Consider the following 16,523-nt stretch of genomic DNA (forward strand, 5'->3'; position numbering starts at 1 on the left):
GAACTGGCTTTGGGGGATTTAGATGGCGGGGGCGAATCGCGTAGCGTGGCGCGAGGGGCAATTTCTGCGGCCTCAGCATTTTCAGCAAGCCGATCGGTCGATCGACTGGCGGCTGAATTTGCGCGTAGGATTGGTGCGCCCCTATGCGTGGGGACTGTCGGAAATCGTTATTGATGAGGATCTTGCAAGTCTTGGAAAGTTTACCGTCGTGCGTGCGCGCGGTACTTTGCCCGACGGTACGCCGTTTTCGATTCCCGACGATTTGCCGCCACCGCCCCCGCTCGATCTACCCGAAGATACCCGCGATGCGATCATCTACCTGACATTGCCCCCGGCGCAGGCCGGCGCGCAGGAATTCGGCGAGGCCGAGAGTGCCGGGCTGGAGATCCGCTTTGTCGTAAGCGAAAGCGATGTTCCCGATTGTTTTTCGGAAGATCGAACAGCCGAGCCGGTCGAACTGGCGCGGCCCAATTTGCGCTTTGGCGTCACGCGCGATCAGACTTACGGGCGGGTGTTGTGCGGCCTTGCAAAAGTGCGCGAAGTGCAGGCCAAGCGGGTGATGTTCGACGACCGCTATATCCCGCCGTCGCAGGACATCGCCGCTGCCCGGCCACTGAAGCACGGCCTGATCGACATTCTGGGCCGGTGCGACCAGCGCGCCGATGAACTGGCGATGCGCGCGGTCGAGGCGACCGATGGCGGATCGGAGACATTCGCATCGTTCCTCCTGCTCCAGGCGATCAATCGCTGGATTCCGGTGCTGCGCCACCTCGACAGTCTGCCCAATGTGCATCCCGAGCGCATGTTCGAGCAATTGGCCAGCCTCGCCGGCGAAATTGCCACGCTCGCCCGGCCCGAGCGCAAGGCGCCGCCGTTGCCGCCGTACGACCATGAGGATCTGCGCGGGTCGTTTGCGCCGCTTTTCGATTTGCTGCAGTCGATGCTGTCGGCAGGGATCAGCAGTTCGGCGCGGCAATTGCCATTGGTACAGGCCGGTCCGGGCGCCTGGGTCTCCACGATTACCGATCGCAATCTGTACCAGCATGGGTATTTTTACCTTGCGGTGCGAGCTGCAGCATCGACCGACGAAGTGCGGCAGCTGTTTCCTTCGGTCGCCAAACTCGGCGCGGTCGAAAAAATGCGGCAGATCGTCGACGCAGCGCTGCCCGGCGTGCCCTTGCGTCACACGCCGACGCCGCCGCCGCAATTGCGGGTGATGCCCGGCTATATCTATTTCGAACTCGATCGCGGCGTTGCCGAATGGAGCGACTTTGCGACGGCGACGGCGATGGGGCTGCACGTGGCGGGTGACTGGCCGCGATTGCAGATGGAATTGTGGTGCGTGAAAGGACCGGCACGGTGAGCGGCGACGGAAATTCCGATAACGGCAACCGGACGGTGTTCCGTCCTTCGCCGCTGTCCGGCGGGCGGCCGGCTACGCCTGGCGGTGCGCCCCAGACGCCGCCGGCCGCGCCCGCGGCCGGCGGCTTCGGCGCACCACCGCCGGGATTTGGTGCGGCCCTGCCGATTGCGCCGGGGTTCGCGCCGGCGCAACCGGGTTTTGGCGCTCCACCCGCGCAACCGGCTTATCAAACGCCGCCCGCAGCATTTGGCGTTGCGCCTGCGTATGCGCCGCCCGGTGCCGGGCAGCCGGGCGGGACGGTGCTGAACGATGACGATATCCCGCTCGCCGCGCTGCCACCCGACACGCGTGAGCCGCTGGTGACCGAGGCGGGGCCGATCCTGGCGCTGGCGGCCAGCGTGCGATCGGGGCGGGCCCAGATTGCGATGCCCGATTTTCACACACGTGCGACCGAACTGATCGCAGCCTATGATCGCGCCATCGCGGCGATTTATCCCGAGGAGCTGCGCCTGCGCGCGCGGTATGCACTATGCGCGACGGTCGATGATATTGCGCAGAACCTGCCCAACATCGGCCAGGATGGCGCCGAATGGGCGCGCCGCAGCCTTGTCGTCTATTTCTTCCGCGAAAACATCGGGGGTGACAGGTTCTGGCAGCTGACCGACGAATTGCTAGCGCGGCCCGGGCAGAATGCCGCCGCGATCGAACTGTTCGTCGCGTGTCTGGCGGCGGGTTTCGAGGGTCGCATGCGCGTGATGCCCGACGGGCGCGCGCGGCTGCAGCAGGTCATGGCCAATCTGTATGCTGCGCTCGATCACCCGCGTTCGCAATCGGCGACCGTGCTGTCGCCGCAGTGGGAGGGCACGCAGGCGCCCCTGGTCAAAGTCGGGCTGTGGAACCGCGTAGCTTTGGCTGCGGCCGTCGCCGCCGCTTTGCTGCTGATCATCTACATCGGGTTGCGAATGATGCTGATGGCGTCGGGCGGCGATGCCTGGACTGCGACCCAGGCCCTGACTCCCGATCAGCCATTGCGACTGTCGCGGGTGGGCACGCCGCCCCCGACGCCGCCGCCCAGCCAGCAACTGGGCAGCCTGCAGCAATTCCTGAAACCCGAAATCGACCAGAAACTGGTCGTCGTCGAACAGGATGCGACGTCGGTGCGGGTGCGCACCACCGTCGGCCAGTTGTTTCAGTCCGCGTCCGATCAGCTCGAACCCGGTCGGTCGGAACTGTTTCAACGTATCGGCCGCGCGGTGGAAAGCCAGCCCGGCGCAGTCACGGTCGAAGGTCATTCGGACAGCGACCGCATCGCCAACGTGACATTTCCCGACAACATCGCGCTGTCGAAGGCGCGCGCGCAGACGGTGGCGACGATTCTGCAAAGCGTGTTGTCCAATCCGGGCCGGATCACGGTCGTCGGCTATGGCGACACCCGGCCAATCGCGTCGAACGACCAGCCGGATGGCAAGGCGCTGAACCGGCGCGTCGAAATCGTCATCCCGCGTCACCAGTGATCGCCCCAAACTTTTAGGACGACGGATCGTGAAGAGAATTTTCGGCAACTGGTGGGTGTTGACCGGCCTGATCGTGGCGTTGCTTCTGCTGGTGTTTTGCGTTGGTCTGCCTCTGGTGGTGCTGGGCCTGGCGCCGCTGTATGTGCGGCTGTTGCTGGGGCTGGTCATTGTTGGCGTATGGGCGCTGCTGGGCACGTTGCGCGTGTTGCGCGCGCGCAAGGCGGCGGCGGCGATCGAGGCGGAACTGGCCGCACCCTCGGCCGGTGACGCCGAAAGCGCCGCCGTGGCAGGCCGCATGGCCGAGGCGCTGGCGGCGCTGAAAGGCAGCTCCGGCGGGCGGCGAGACTATCTGTATAATCGTCCCTGGTATGTCATCATCGGCCCGCCAGGGGCGGGCAAGACCACTGCATTGCTCAATTCGGGCTTGCGCTTTCCGCTGGCGGACCAATCGGTCAAGGGTGTGGGCGGTACGCGCAATCTCGATTTCTGGTTCGCCGACGAGGCGGCGCTGGTCGATACGGCGGGGCGTTATGCCACGCAGGATTCGGATGCTTCGGTCGATGCCAAGGGCTGGCAGAGCTTTCTGTCGATGATGAAGAAGCATCGCCCGCGCTCGCCGATCAACGGGGTGATCGTTGCGCTGGGGGTGGACGAACTGATGCGCGCCGATCGCGCCGGTCTCGACCGGCACGCGGCGCTCGTGCGGCGCCGGCTCGGCGAAGTACGCGCCACGCTCGAAGTGGCGGTGCCGGTCTATCTGCTGCTGACCAAAGCCGACCTTCTCGCCGGCTTCGTCGAATATTACGGCGATCTCGATGTCGAAGGGCGCCGCGCGGTGCTCGGCGCCACATTGCCGCTGACCAAAACGCAACCGCGCATCGAAGATGTGCTGACCTCGTTCGATGCGATGGTCACCAGCCAAGGCGCGCGTCAGGCGAAGCGCCTGTTCGACGAGGCCGATCAGACAAGGCGCGGCCTGATCCTGGGCTTTCCGACCCAGCTGGCGGCGTTGCGCAACCGGCTGGCCCGGTTTGTCGACGGCGCGTTCATTGCCGGTGACAAGCCGCCCGCGACATTGCGCGGATATTATTTTGCCAGCGGGGTGCAGCAGGGCGCGCCGCTCGACCGCATTCTGTCGGGCGTCGCACAAGTCTATCAGGGGAGCGCACCAGCGGCTGCGAGCGGCTCGGGGCGGACCTATTTCCTCAACCGGTTGCTGACCGAAGTGATTTTTCCCGAGGCGGGGCTGGTCCAGGCCGATCCCGCCGCGCGCAAGCGGCAACAGCGCCGGATGATGATGGGCGTGGCGGGCGTCGCTGCTGCATCGGCGCTCGTGCTCGTCGCCTGGGCAGTCAGCTTTACGCGCAACCATGCGTTTCAGTCGGCACTGAACAGCAGCGCGGTGCAGGCGGCGCAGCAGATACATCAGACCGGTGATGACCTGGTCGAAGCGCGCGCGTCCGATCCCGATCTCGAACAATCGCTCAACGTGTTGAACACGCTACGCAATCTGCCGCAGGGTTATGCCGAACAGGCGGCGGGCGAGCCGGGCCTGACAATGCGCTTTGGGCTCTATCAGTCGGGTCTGGCGGCGCAGTCGGTCGAGGCTTATCGCGGCGGTCTGCGCCGGATCATGCTGCCACGCCTGTTGCTGCGGCTGGAACAGTTCATGGCCGGCCACAATGGCGATCCGCTGTCGCTGTACCAGGCGCTCAAGGTCTACCTGATGCTCGGCGACCAGGGCCCGATGGATACGGCCACGGTCAAGCAATGGGTGACGTCCGATTGGGCCAATCAGCAGTTTCCCGGCGCCGACCGCCAGATCGAGCGCAAGCAATTGGGCGAACACCTGGCCGCGCTGCTCGAGGGCGGGGACCTCAATATCGCCTGGGCCGGGCAAAAGGCGCCACTCGATGGCACGGTGATCGCCAGCGCGCGCGCCGCACTCGCGACACTCAGTCTGGCCGATCGTGCCTATGCGGTGCTGCGGCAGAAAGCGATCGGCAGCGGCGCGCCGTGGCAGGCCGATGCGGCGATTTCGGCTGGCGATGCGCAGGCTTTCGCCAACGGCCCGCTCGTCTTGCAGATGCAGGTGCCGTATTTTTACACCCGTGCGGGATATGATGAGGCCTATCTACCGGGCCTTGCGACCGTCGCCGAAGACATGCGCAAGGATATCTGGGTGATGGGTGATGCCGCCGGGACCGCCGGGGTGCAGGAACAGATGTCGCAGATCCGCCCCGGCGTCGCCGCGCTCTATGCCAAGGACTACATTGCTGCATGGGACAAAGTGGCGACGGTGCCGCAGCCGGCGAACTATTTCGCCGATCCTGCAGCAATGGGCGCGTTTGCCAAGGCGCCTTCGCCGCTCAAGGTGCTGCTGCTCGAATTGCGCAAGAACACGACATTCACAGGCGGGGCGCAGGCCGCGCAAGGCATGCTGGCCGCGCGTATATCGGCATCGAAAGTGGGCAAATTCGAGAAACTGCTGCCCTCGGGCGGGGGCGGGATGGACGCCAGCGCGCAGATCACCAACTATTTCAAACCGCTGCAGGACTATGTCGGCGACGGCAAGACTCCGGCTCCGCTCGATACCTTCATCGACGCGATCAAGCAGAACAGCGTCGCCGTTGCGTCCGCCAAGGCGGCAGGCGGCGGGCTGGGCGCGACCACTGCGCAAGGCGCGATGGCGACGGCGCAAGGGACGCTGGCCGGCGCCACGGTCGGTGCGCCGCCCCAGATGCAGGGCTTTGTCGCGGCGGCCGCAACGGGGGGCAAGACCGCATCGAACACGGCAGCACAGGGCGCGATCACCGAAGCCTATGCCAAGACGGTGCTGCCCGATTGCACCAGCGCGACGCAGGACAAGTATCCGTTCGTCGGCACATCGGCGGTCAATGCCTCGCTGATCGATGTGCAGCGCGTGTTCGGTATGGGTGGAAGCTTCGACGCATTTGCCCAGCAACGCGTGTTGCCGCTGCTCGATCGCAGCGGCCCGGTCTGGCGTTGGAGCGCGACCGACCCGACCGCCGCCAATCTGAGCCCGTCGAGCCCCGATGAATTCCATAAGGCGGCGGATCTGCGCGATACTCTGGTGGGCGGGATCACGGTCAAATTTGCCGCCAAGGGATTTGGCGGCGGCGTCGATGCGGTCGTGCTGACCGTGGGCGCGGCGACATACCGGTTCGATTCGATCAGCAGCACCGATCAGGCTGTCACCTGGTCCGCGCAAGGCAACGTGCCGCGCGCGATGGTCGAATTCTATGCCGCGGGCGCAAAAGTGGCGACAATTTCGGAAGACGGCCCATGGGCACTGTTCCGCCTGATGGACGCGGCGCACAAGGAAAATGCCGGGCCCCAGACGATTACCGCCACATTCGGCAGCGCGGCCCGCACCGCCGTCTTCAAGATCACGCTGCCCGGCGACAGCAACCCGTTTGGCCGAGGAGGCGTATGGAGCTTTCGGTGTCCGACCGCCCTTTAGGACGGTGGCTGTTCGGCAAATTGCCAAGCCACGGCGATTTTGTTTCACGCGGACTGTCGCACGATCTGCGTGATGCGTTCGATGTCTGGCTGTCGGCGGAATTGCGCGATGCGCAGGACCTGTTTGGCGCCGCGTTCGACGACCGTTATTTCGCCGCGCCGGCCTGGATGTTTGTCGATTGCGACGGCGCCGGGCGGTGGAGCGGCGGGGCGCTGTGTGCGTCGGTGGATGCGGTCGGGCGCATGTTTCCGGTCATCGCAGGCGCCCCAGCCAATGATGCGCACGATGCCGCGATCGCGGCGGCGGCAAGTATCGAATTGCTGTTTGCAACATTTTCAAACACATGGAGTGCCGATCAGATGATCGCAGCGCAAGCCGAGGCAACTGGTGGCCCACCCCCTGCACCGTGGCAGACCGAGCGCGCCGCCTGGGCGTTGATCGGCGAGAGCGGCCCGCCGATCGTCATGCCGGGCCGCTATCCGCGCGGGGTCATAGCGCGGATGATCGAGGTTGCCGCATGATCGGGCCCTATCGCACCGAGGCCGGGTCGAGCACGCACAAGGGGCTGGTCCGCTCGGCCAACGAAGACAGCCTGGCGAGCGTCGCGGCCCATGGCGTCTGGTTGGTCGCTGATGGCATGGGCGGACATGCGCACGGCCAGTTCGCCTCCCAGACGATCGCCGATGTGGTCAGCGGCGCAGTGCCGCTGATCGACCCGCAGGCGCCGTGGGAAGGCGTTGCGCAGGCAGTGCACGAAGCCAATCGCCAGATTTTTCTGCGCTCGGGCGAACTCGGGCAGCAGATGGGCTCGACGGTGGTCGCGCTCGTGCTGCACGATGCGGAATTCGTCGTGTTGTGGGCAGGCGACAGCCGCGCCTATCTGTTGCGCGGGGGTGATCTGATCCGCCTGACGCGTGACCATACCCAGGTCGAACAGATGGTCGAACGCGGAATGCTGACCCCCGATGAGGCCGAAGACCATCCGATGAAACACGTTCTGGCGCGCGCAGTTGGGGTTCAGGAAACGCTCGAACTCGACGCCATTCGTGATTTCGTGGCAGCCAACGATCTGTATCTGTTGTGCAGCGACGGGCTGTATGGCGTGGTCGACGATACCGCGATCACGGCTTTGCTACGCGAACACGGCGTACATGCCGCCGATCATCTGGTCGCGGCCGCGCTGGCCGCTGGCGGGCCCGACAACGTCACGGTCACGCTGGTCGCGGTCAATGAGCCCACTTTGCTGATATTGGATGGAATGGCACGATGAGCGGCGATGAAGACAACCTGCCGCCCGCAGAGCCGGATCGCACGGTGTTCAGCCCGTCGACCGGCATTTCGCCGGCGCCTGTGCCCGCACCGGCGCCAAGCGCTCCTTCCGTCGATCCGGTTTCCGAGCCGCCGGTGTCCGTGCCTGTGGGCGGCACGATGACGTCGTTCAAGCCCACGGGCGAACCGCGCCGGATCCAGGTTGGCGACGTGCTCAATCATATCTTCGAAGTGCGGCGGTTCATTGCGCGTGGCGGCATGGGCGAAGTGTTTGAAGGGGTGAATGTCAATTCCGACGAGCGCGTCGCGATCAAGGGCATTCTGCCGCATCTGGCCGCCGACCCTGCGGTCCAGGAAATGTTTCGCAAGGAAGCGCGCACCTTGACGCGGCTGAGCCATCCCGCGCTCGTGCAATACCGCGTGCTGGCGCAGGAGCCGCAGATCGGCGCGTTTTACATTGCGGCCGAATACATCGACGGGCCGAATTTGTCGGACCAGTTGCGCGAGATCAAGGCGACCCCGGCCGAACTGGCGATGCTGACAAAGCGCCTGGCCGAAGGGCTGGCGGCGGCGCATCAGCTGGGCGCGATCCATCGCGATATTTCGCCCGACAACGTGATGCTGGAAAATGGCCGGCTCGACCGGGCCAAGATCATCGATTTCGGCATTGCCAAGGATTTGACCCCGGGCAGCGCGACCATCGTCGGAGATGGCTTTGCGGGCAAGCTGAACTATGTCGCGCCCGAACAACTGGGCGATTTCAATCGTGAAGTCGGGGCCTGGACCGATGTCTACAGCCTGGGCCTGACCATTCTCGCGGTCGCGCAGAACAAGGATGTCGATCTGGGCGGCAGCTTTGTCGATGCGGTCGACAAGCGCCGCAAAGGGCCGGATCTCTCTGCGATCCCGGCTGAATTGCGCCCGATATTTGCGCGCATGCTCGAACCCGATCCGGCAAAGCGCGTGCGTTCGATGGAAGATGTGGTCGAATTGCTGGCGGGACGCACGATTGCGCCGCCTGTTGCGACCAAGCCGGTACGCCAGCCAAAAACACCCAAAGCCTTAAAGGAGCCAAAGGCTGCCAAGCCGACAAAACCACCCGTGGCGACTGGCGCCTGGCAGAAACCGGCGATCATCGGTGGCGGCGTGGCCGCGGCGTTGGTGGCGGCGATGGGCGTCTGGCACCTGGCCGCAGGCTCGGGCGCGCACGCGCCCGCCGCCGCCAACGTCGCACCGACGGCGGGGCCGGGCACTGGCGGTGCACCGGTCAATCCGGTGGCAACGGCGCGTGCCGCGATTGCGGCAGGGTTGGGGTCGGTGCAGTGCAGTTGGCTCGATCTCGGCAATGTCGAAGCCAGTGGCAGCAGCGCGCAACTGGCGTTCACGGGTGTTGCCGGCCGTCCGGCCGACGCGCAGGCGGCGATTTCGCGCTTGCTTGTGGCCAAAGGGCTCCAGGCTGCCTCGATCGATTTCAGCAATGTCTCGCTGCTCGATCCGCGCGATTGCGGCGCGATGGACGCATTCAGCCAGATCCGCGCGCCAGGTGTGCCCCATATTCGCGCGTTGCAGCCACGTTATGTCATGGCCAAATTGCAGGGCGACAGTGCGGGCGCCGATGCAGGCAAAATGGGCACCCAGGTCGTCGTCGATTTCGACGTGAAGGATTTGCCCGATGATTTTTCGATTGTCGGCCTGGAGCCCGATGGGGCGATGAGCCAGCTTTCGACAAGCCGCAATTCCGCCGAGTTCAAGGATCCGAGGGCTTTTCATGTGCAACCCTCTGGTACGGTTCGGCTGACGATTAATGTCACGCATTCCGGCACGTCGGGCTTTTTGCTGCTGACCGGCAAAGGCCCGTTCGATGCGGCGTTGTTGAACACGCATGATATGCCGCCCGGGCCTGATTGGCCGGCCCGGTTTCTGGCCAAGGCACGTCAGCAAGGATGGCACGCAGAATGGGTCTGGGTGCAATCCGTTGCCGGAACCGGCTGACTGCAGGCGTCAGCGGCGCGCTGTCGCCTCTTCATAGGCGATGCGGAATTCCTTGGCGAACATGTCCATGAACGCTTCGTCCGACCCTATGGCGACGCCCTGGAATTCCTTTTCGTACGCGGCCCACAGCGCGGCATCGCGCGCGCCGGGCATGATCTTGCGCAGGAAGCCGCCGCTTTCGGCGCGCGCGCGGATCGCACTGGGTGAAAACCGATCGAGCGTGGCGCGCAACGCGCCCTGCATCGCGCGCAATGTCGCCACCTGGTGTGCCTGCAGGTCGCGGAACGCGTCCTCAATGGCGCGTTCGGTGGTCATGAAACCGCGTTGCGCGGGATTGAGCATCTGAACCAGCGCCTGGTCGGGTGTCCGCGCGAACTTCAAGGGATTGTTGCCATCGAATTCGAGATTGGTGCCGGACGCACCGAGCTGGCTTTTGGCGCGCGCGCGCGCTTCGAGCATGACCACCAGCCCGGCCACCAATTGTCGCAGCATCGCCCCGACCTGGGCGCCAAGTTCGGCGTCGCCGACCGTGATGCGGTCGGGCTCGATCCCGGCGGCCGCCAGTAACGCGGCGCTCTGGCCCGTTCCCGCAGCCGGCGCCGGAGACGGCGCAGACGCAACTGTCGCGGGTTGTGCCATGGGTGGCGCGGTTTGTTCAGCGAATGCAGGCGTTTGAGAAGGGGCGAGGGCAGGCGCCGGGTCCGGCGCTGCAAATGCGAATGAGGGCGCAGGTATTGGGGGTGCGGCCGCAGCGGGAAATCCGGACGATGGCACGCTGCCGAATGATGCCACTGGTGGCGGGCTGTTGCTCTGGCCGAATCCGCCGCGCGCCCAGTCGACGACATTGCTTTGCGCGAATTTGCCCCACAGATCATCGCCGGTCGGCGGGGGTGGCGCAGATTGCGGGCTGGACCAGTCCGAGGCCGGTTGCGACGGGGGCGGGGGCGTCGCGACCTGGTTCCACGGCGATGCAGCGGGTTCGCTGACAGGCGTGACGGCAGGCGCAGCCCAGCTTTGCGACATCGGTCCGCCGCCCGATATTGCTGCCTGATCAGGCGGGCGACCCCAAGCCGACGCGCTGGTAGACGGCGCCGCATCGTGGGCATTGCCCGCTGCGCCCCATCCCTGCCACTGCGGTTCGACCGGTGCGGCATTGCGCTGGGCTGCTGCGGTGGCGCTGGCTTCATCGAGCGCGGCGGCCACTTCGTATTGCCCCACGACGAACACATCGCCCGATCGGACCACGTGGGGTGCCGACAACCGGTTCGCCTGGCCATAGAGGAACGTGCCATTGGTGCTATGGTCGACGAGTTCATACACATCGCCGGAAAAGCGCACTTCACAATGGCGCGACGAGACGTGCAGCGTCGGATCGGGGAGGCACCAGTCGGACGTCGCGGCGCGCCCGATGATCGCGCCGCGCCGATCGAGGACCAGCGACAGCGCCGAGCCATTGGCCAACTGGCCGACATTACGAATGGTCAAAGTCAATGGCACGCTGGCATCCTATCGCGGGCTGCAGATGTCTGCAAAGCTTAAACGCCGCGCGCGATGGCGTCACCCAGTACCAACGCCTGATCGAGCGCCCGCCCTGCATCGGGCAGGGCATGCGCCCCGCCCAGCACGGCGCCCGCCACCAGCGCGGCACAGGTTTCGGGCGGAGGCTGAACCGGCGGCAATTCGGGCGGCGCGATCGACCCACCCGACATCATCACTGCATGCGCCAGACTGCGAGCGGGGCTGTTGCGCCGGGTCGCATCAGCCAGATCGCCCGCGTGGCGGCGCAATTCGTCCGACGGCTGATCGATCCAGCGCAGCACCGCAACCATGAGCGGATCATGCCGATCGGCGATGCCCGCTTCGAGCAGAATTTGCGCGCCCCACACCGCGCATTCGTAGCGGGGCAGCGCATAGGCGACGAAAAACACGGCATCGGCGCGCCGGCCCTGCCGGACGAGATCGGCAAAGCGCAAGTGCGGCGGCAGGCGATCGGATTCATCGGGGCTGGAATCGGGGTTGATCTTGCGCGCGATCTGGCCGGAATCGCTCCATATCGAGCGCAGCCATGGCTGCGTGGCCTCGGCCGGGGCAAGAGCAGTTGTCGACATTGTGTGCGGCTCCGCCATCAGCAGTTGATCTTGACCATCGTGCCTTGCGCCGTAAGCACGCCACTGGCCTGGACTGTCGTCATCGCACCGCTCATCTGGGCGGTCGCGCTGCCGCTGACGTCAAGCTGGACGGTCGAAATGGTGACCCCGCTCGGTGTGATCTCGACCATGCTCTGGCCGCACTGCAGCGTGATCTTGGCGTTGGCGGTCATGCTGATCTTGCCGTCAACCTGCACAGTAAGGTCGCCCGAGACGGTGAGATTGTCCTTGCCCGAGATTGTGACCTTGCGATCGCCCGATACGTTTACGGTTTCGTTGATTTTGACCGTTTCGACCCGGCTGCCCTTGATCGTGATGCTTTCGTCCTGCTCAACCGTTTCGGTTCGGTTCTTGCCAATCTTGATGACTTCGTTCTCGCCGACTTCTTCGTTGCGATTCTTGCCGACGTAGATATCGACGTCCTTGCCGACCTTGTGCGTTTCGTTGTGGCGCACGCGCGAATTGAAATCGCGTTCGGCGTGCACGAAAAACTCCTCAGCGCCGGTCTTGTCCTCAAAGCGGATTTCGTTGGCGCCCGGCGCGCCGGTGTCGAGCGCGACGGAATCGGGCAATTGCGACCCGGTATCCTGCTTGTAGGTTTTCGACCGCCACAACGCCCGCGTCTTGTTGTCGGGCAGGCCGTAAATCGGCATCTGCGCGGCATTGAACACCCGGCCGACGACGATCGGCCGGTCGGGATTGCCATTAATGAAATCGACCAGCACCTCGTGGCCGATACGCGGGATTACGATATTGCCCAGCCCTCCGGTTTGCGACACCCGGATCCAGCAACTGCTTTTCTCGTTCTTCTGGCCGATCCGGTCCCAGTGGAACTGCACTTTGACGCGACCATATTTGTCGACGTAGATCTCTTCGCCGGCGGGACCCACCACCACGGCGGTTTCGGGCCCGCGTGCGACGGGTCGGGGTGTGGTCTGCGGCGCGCGGAATTTGGTACTGGCCGGGATCACGGTGAAATGGGTGTCGGTGCTGCCCCCGCCGGTGCTGCTGCGATAGGTTTCGGACGCCAGGCTGCTGTGCGCCGCGATCACCAGATATTCGCCGTTGAACCGGTTCACCGGGTGTTTGGCGAGATTGAATTTCTGGCCGGTCTGCAAGGCGGTACAGCCGGTCGACCCGTCAAAGCGCACGCGCTGTGCCCGGCGCGATTCGAGCTGATAGGTGCTCAGCTTCTTGCCCTCGTCGTCGGTGTAATAGCGGCCCGGCCAGGTATAGATTTCGATCGCGTCATCGACATGCGCGGCATTGTCCGAATAACTCACTTCGTGACGCTGTGACGGTGTCTGGAAGTCATAATCGCGCGCGGTTGCCTTCGCCTGGGCGCCGGAGCTCAAAAATTCCTGCCAATCGCTGACGTAATTTGCGTTACCGTCGCGCTGCAGCGACCCGGCATTGCCCATCGAACCGCCAAAAGCATTGAATTCGAGCGAGGAGATCGTGCACATTTCGTGCGAATTGGACGAGCTGCAGATGACGAGCACATGATCGGACTGATCGTGACGATAGAAGTAATACATGCCGTGCTCTTCAAGCAGGCGGCACACGAAGGCGAAATCGCTTTCGCCAAATTGAACGCAATATTTCATCACGCGGTTGGCGCCTGAGTCCGACTGTACTTTGACGTCATAGGTGATCTTGGTGCGGCCCAGCACATCTTTGACGATATCGAGCACCGTCATGTCCTGAAAGATCCGGAAATCGCTGCTCTGGCTATGAAAGAACGCGCGTGGCTGCAGCGTCAGGCGGTAATGATAGGACTGGCCCCGCCAGCTGTGCGTGCCGGTAGTGGCCTCGCCGATCATATGTCCGTCGGTGATGATGCCGTGGAAATAGCGCATGTGCGCGCCATCACGCAGGCCCTCGACCAGCGCAGGTTTGCCCAGGTGCGGCAAAAGGTCAAATTCTCCGAGCGTTGACAGCAAATCGACCGAAAACACGAACGGCTGGCTCAGCCCTTCGCTGGCCTCGAGCCCCGCCAATGTCAGCTGTTCGCCGTCGATACTGACCGTGAGCCGCGAATCGCGCTGTCCCCCAGCTGCCAATTGATCGGATAAATCGGCCAAAGTTTACGCCCCCAATCGACAATCAAGCCCGCTATCTGCGTTAGCTATTGAAAAAAAACTATAAATCAAAAATGCAACAAAGCACTGTCCGAAATGAATCGGTTGCTACCGGATCACCTTGGGCCTATACAGGATATGACTGAAAACATGCAAATATCCCAATGGGAAAATTTGGCTAATTTAATGGATACTTACGCGCCTGCTATGACGTGTCTTTGAAGTGGGGGTCGGGGAAATGTCGCGCTTGTGTGCTATTGCTTTTCGGACAGTGTTGCGGCCCATTGCGCTTGCACCATTGCCGCTTTTGCTTGCGCCCGCCGCAGCATTTGCGGCACCTCCGCCGAGTCCCGAACAACTGGTATGCGACCTGACCGGTGAATGCGGTAACCAGGCCAGTGCCCAGCCCGCGCAGGATAGGCCCGAAACGCGTGGTTTTTCAATTGCGCGCAGCAGTGCGCCGGCAAAGTCCGCTGCGACGCAGTTGGCCCCGGTCGCCGCAAGAACCGCGGCGCCGGCGCATGCTGTTCGCATGGCCACGTCGCATGCCGATCCGGCCGCGCCGGCCAAGCTTGCGCCGCGATTTGGTGTGGGTCACACGCAGTTTTCGCTCGATTTCATGTCGGGATCGTCGGATTTGTCAGACGCCGACAAACAGGCCGCCGACAAGTTTTCGGTGGCGCTCGCGAATCCGGCGCTTGCGGGCAAGCATTTTCTGATCGGTGGACACACCAGTGCGATCGGTTCGCGCGCGTCCAATCTCGATCTGTCGCAGCGCCGGGCGCAGGCCGTGGTCGACTATCTGGCCGCCAAGGGGGCCGATCGGTCGCTGTTTACCGTCAAGGGGTTTGGTTTCGACCAGCCTTTGCCCGGGACCAGCCCATCCTCTGCGACGAACCGGCGGGTTGACGTGACGAAGCTCGATTAATCGGGCATAGTTTGTGCGTCTTGACATTGATCAGCTTGTTGCGCCGTTAAGCGATGAGGCTCCTTCGGGGCCCGATCTCATATACGACCCGATGCGGCAGGAAATCGATTCCGCGTTCGAACGTCCGGACGATGCCGCGGGCGACGACGCGGTTTTACCCGACTGGCGTGCGACGATCAGGCTGATTGTCGATCAGTCGCACAAAACGCGGGACATGACGCTCGCGGTCTATCTTTTGCGCGCGGCGACGCTGGCGGGTGATACCGAACTGGTTGTCGATAGCGCGCAATGGTTGGCCCGTCTGGTCGAGGAGCGCTGGGACGACGTCCATCCGCAACTCGACGAGGTCGGGTTTACCGGACGCAAGGCGCTGTGCGAATCGCTGACGCGTGTTGGCGAATTCCTCAACCCGCTGTTGCGGGTGCCGCTGTTGGCGCATCCGCGGCTTGGCAAATATACCGGGGCGGATTTTGATCGGTTCCACAGTCAGGGCGCCGCCGCCGATGGCTATGGAATGTTTCGCGAATTGATCAAAGTCTCCGATCCGGCCGAGTTGCAGGCGGTGCTCGGCCAGGTCGATGCGATCCGCGCCAGTATTGCTGCGCTGGATGCCGTATTGGTTGCGCATGCCGGTAATGAGACCGCGACCAATTTCAAATCGACGTACGAGACGATCGACAAAATCCGCCGCGCTTTCGCGGCTTTTGTGCCGGGCGCGCATCAGATCGAGCCGGTCGAGGCAGCGACGGGAACAAGCGAAATCATCGGCGGGGGATATGGTACTGCGCACAGCGGCGCGCCCGGAAGCATCGCATCGCGCGATGATGTCGCACGAACGCTCGATGCTTTGACGATTTACTTTGACAAGTTCGAACCATCAAGTCCTATTCCGCTGCTGTTGCGCCGTGCGCGGGACTGGATCGGGCGTGATTTCTTGATGGTGCTGGAGGATATTGCGCCGGGCAGCCTCGATGATGCGAAGCGTGTTTTGATAAACCAGCGCAGTACCGAAGCGGTAGCGGGGGAGTTTGGCGGTAACCAGGCACCTGCAAACAGTCCATCGAGCGATTGGTAGGGGTCAGGCGGCGGTTTGCGCGGGGCAAGGCGGCCAGGGTGTTTGCAGGTGCGTTTGGGTAGCGGGTTCAACAGGGGTGCAATCCGGTCAGCCGGTGTTCCCTTCAGGAGGTGATTATGTCGACTAAAAGTGGCCAGCGCTTCATCAAGGAAAACCGCGCACCTCGCGTTCATATCGAATACGAAGTCGAAACATTCGGCTCGCTGCAGAAAGTCGAACTGCCGTTTGTCATGGGCGTGCTGTCGGATCTTTCGGGCAAGAGCCATGTCGAGAAAAAAGCACTCGGCGAACGCGACTTTGTCGAATTCGACATGGACAATTTCGATCAGCGCATGGCCGCGATTGCGCCGCGCGCGGCGTTCAATGTCGACAACACGCTGTCGGGCGACGGCAAGATGTCGGTCGATCTCAATTTCAAGACAATCGATGATTTTTCACCGGGTGCGGTTGCCAAGAATGTGCCCGCGCTCGCCAGCCTGCTCGAACAGCGTCAGCAGTTGAACGACCTGATGCTGTATATGGACGGCAAGGACGGCGCGCAGGAGCTGCTCGACAAGTTGCTCAAGGATCCGGACCTGATGAAGGCGGTGATCGCAGCCAAGCCGGGCAAAGCTGCCGAAGCCGAAGAAGGCGCGTAATCACGCACAATCCGATTTGGCCATCGTGATCG

At 63.6% G+C, this 16,523-nt stretch carries 12 protein-coding genes; 9 read left to right on the forward strand and 3 right to left on the reverse strand.

The window, feature by feature from the left end:
• The first annotated feature begins 22 nt into the window (after nt 1-22).
• Genes tssK through ACOOE2_RS09250 form a run of 6 tightly spaced genes read left to right on the forward strand, consistent with a single transcriptional unit; the run spans nt 23 to nt 9,622 of the window.
• A complete protein-coding gene (gene tssK, locus ACOOE2_RS09225) occupies nt 23-1,363 on the forward strand; it encodes a type VI secretion system baseplate subunit TssK (RefSeq protein WP_420382717.1) in 1,341 nt (446 codons plus the stop codon).
• The gene (icmH, locus tag ACOOE2_RS09230; RefSeq protein WP_420382718.1) at nt 1,360-2,877 is read left to right on the forward strand and encodes a type IVB secretion system protein IcmH/DotU; all 1,518 of its coding nucleotides are present in this window, start codon (nt 1,360-1,362) and stop codon (nt 2,875-2,877) included. The genes tssK and icmH overlap by 4 nt, the downstream gene beginning before the upstream one ends.
• A gap of 28 nt (nt 2,878-2,905) precedes the next feature.
• Nucleotides 2,906-6,361, forward strand: coding sequence for a type VI secretion system membrane subunit TssM (gene tssM, locus ACOOE2_RS09235; RefSeq protein WP_420382719.1), 3,456 nt, complete (start codon nt 2,906-2,908; stop codon nt 6,359-6,361).
• A complete protein-coding gene (gene tagF, locus ACOOE2_RS09240) occupies nt 6,343-6,882 on the forward strand; it encodes a type VI secretion system-associated protein TagF (protein ID WP_420382720.1) in 540 nt (179 codons plus the stop codon). Before tssM ends, tagF begins: the two co-directional genes overlap by 19 nt.
• Nucleotides 6,879-7,631 carry a PP2C family protein-serine/threonine phosphatase gene (locus tag ACOOE2_RS09245; protein WP_420382721.1) on the forward strand — a complete coding sequence of 251 codons (753 nt, stop codon included), beginning with the start codon at nt 6,879-6,881 and terminating at the stop codon, nt 7,629-7,631. The genes tagF and ACOOE2_RS09245 overlap by 4 nt, the downstream gene beginning before the upstream one ends.
• On the forward strand, nt 7,628-9,622 hold the full coding sequence (locus ACOOE2_RS09250) for a serine/threonine-protein kinase (protein WP_420382722.1): 1,995 nt from the start codon (nt 7,628-7,630) through the stop codon (nt 9,620-9,622). Before ACOOE2_RS09245 ends, ACOOE2_RS09250 begins: the two co-directional genes overlap by 4 nt.
• A 9-nt stretch (nt 9,623-9,631) precedes the next feature.
• On the opposite strand, the gene tagH is transcribed toward ACOOE2_RS09250, so the two are convergent.
• Genes tagH through ACOOE2_RS09265 form a run of 3 tightly spaced genes read right to left on the reverse strand, consistent with a single transcriptional unit; the run spans nt 9,632 to nt 13,853 of the window.
• A complete protein-coding gene (gene tagH, locus ACOOE2_RS09255) occupies nt 9,632-11,119 on the reverse strand; it encodes a type VI secretion system-associated FHA domain protein TagH (protein WP_420382723.1) in 1,488 nt (495 codons plus the stop codon).
• Between the two features lie 38 nt (nt 11,120-11,157).
• Nucleotides 11,158-11,730 (reverse strand): DUF6931 family protein, encoded by a 573-nt coding sequence (locus ACOOE2_RS09260; protein ID WP_420382724.1) that lies wholly within the window; start codon nt 11,728-11,730, stop codon nt 11,158-11,160.
• A 17-nt stretch (nt 11,731-11,747) separates the two neighbouring features.
• Nucleotides 11,748-13,853, reverse strand: coding sequence for a type VI secretion system Vgr family protein (locus ACOOE2_RS09265; RefSeq protein WP_420382725.1), 2,106 nt, complete (start codon nt 13,851-13,853; stop codon nt 11,748-11,750).
• A 529-nt stretch (nt 13,854-14,382) separates the two neighbouring features.
• Between ACOOE2_RS09265 and ACOOE2_RS09270 the strand changes: the two genes are divergently transcribed.
• From ACOOE2_RS09270 to tssB, 3 genes are all read left to right on the forward strand, one after another.
• Nucleotides 14,383-14,778: an OmpA family protein gene (locus tag ACOOE2_RS09270; RefSeq protein ID WP_420382726.1), complete on the forward strand. Its 396-nt coding sequence runs from the start codon at nt 14,383-14,385 to the stop codon at nt 14,776-14,778.
• Nucleotides 14,779-14,791: 13 nt separating this feature from the next.
• Nucleotides 14,792-15,853 carry an ImpA family type VI secretion system protein gene (locus ACOOE2_RS09275; protein ID WP_420382727.1) on the forward strand — a complete coding sequence of 354 codons (1,062 nt, stop codon included), beginning with the start codon at nt 14,792-14,794 and terminating at the stop codon, nt 15,851-15,853.
• Between the two features lie 116 nt (nt 15,854-15,969).
• Nucleotides 15,970-16,491, forward strand: coding sequence for a type VI secretion system contractile sheath small subunit (tssB, locus tag ACOOE2_RS09280; RefSeq protein WP_420382728.1), 522 nt, complete (start codon nt 15,970-15,972; stop codon nt 16,489-16,491).
• Nucleotides 16,492-16,523: the final 32 nt, after the last annotated feature.

Source organism: Novosphingobium sp. (assembly GCF_965214355.1).
GTDB lineage: Bacteria > Pseudomonadota > Alphaproteobacteria > Sphingomonadales > Sphingomonadaceae > Novosphingobium.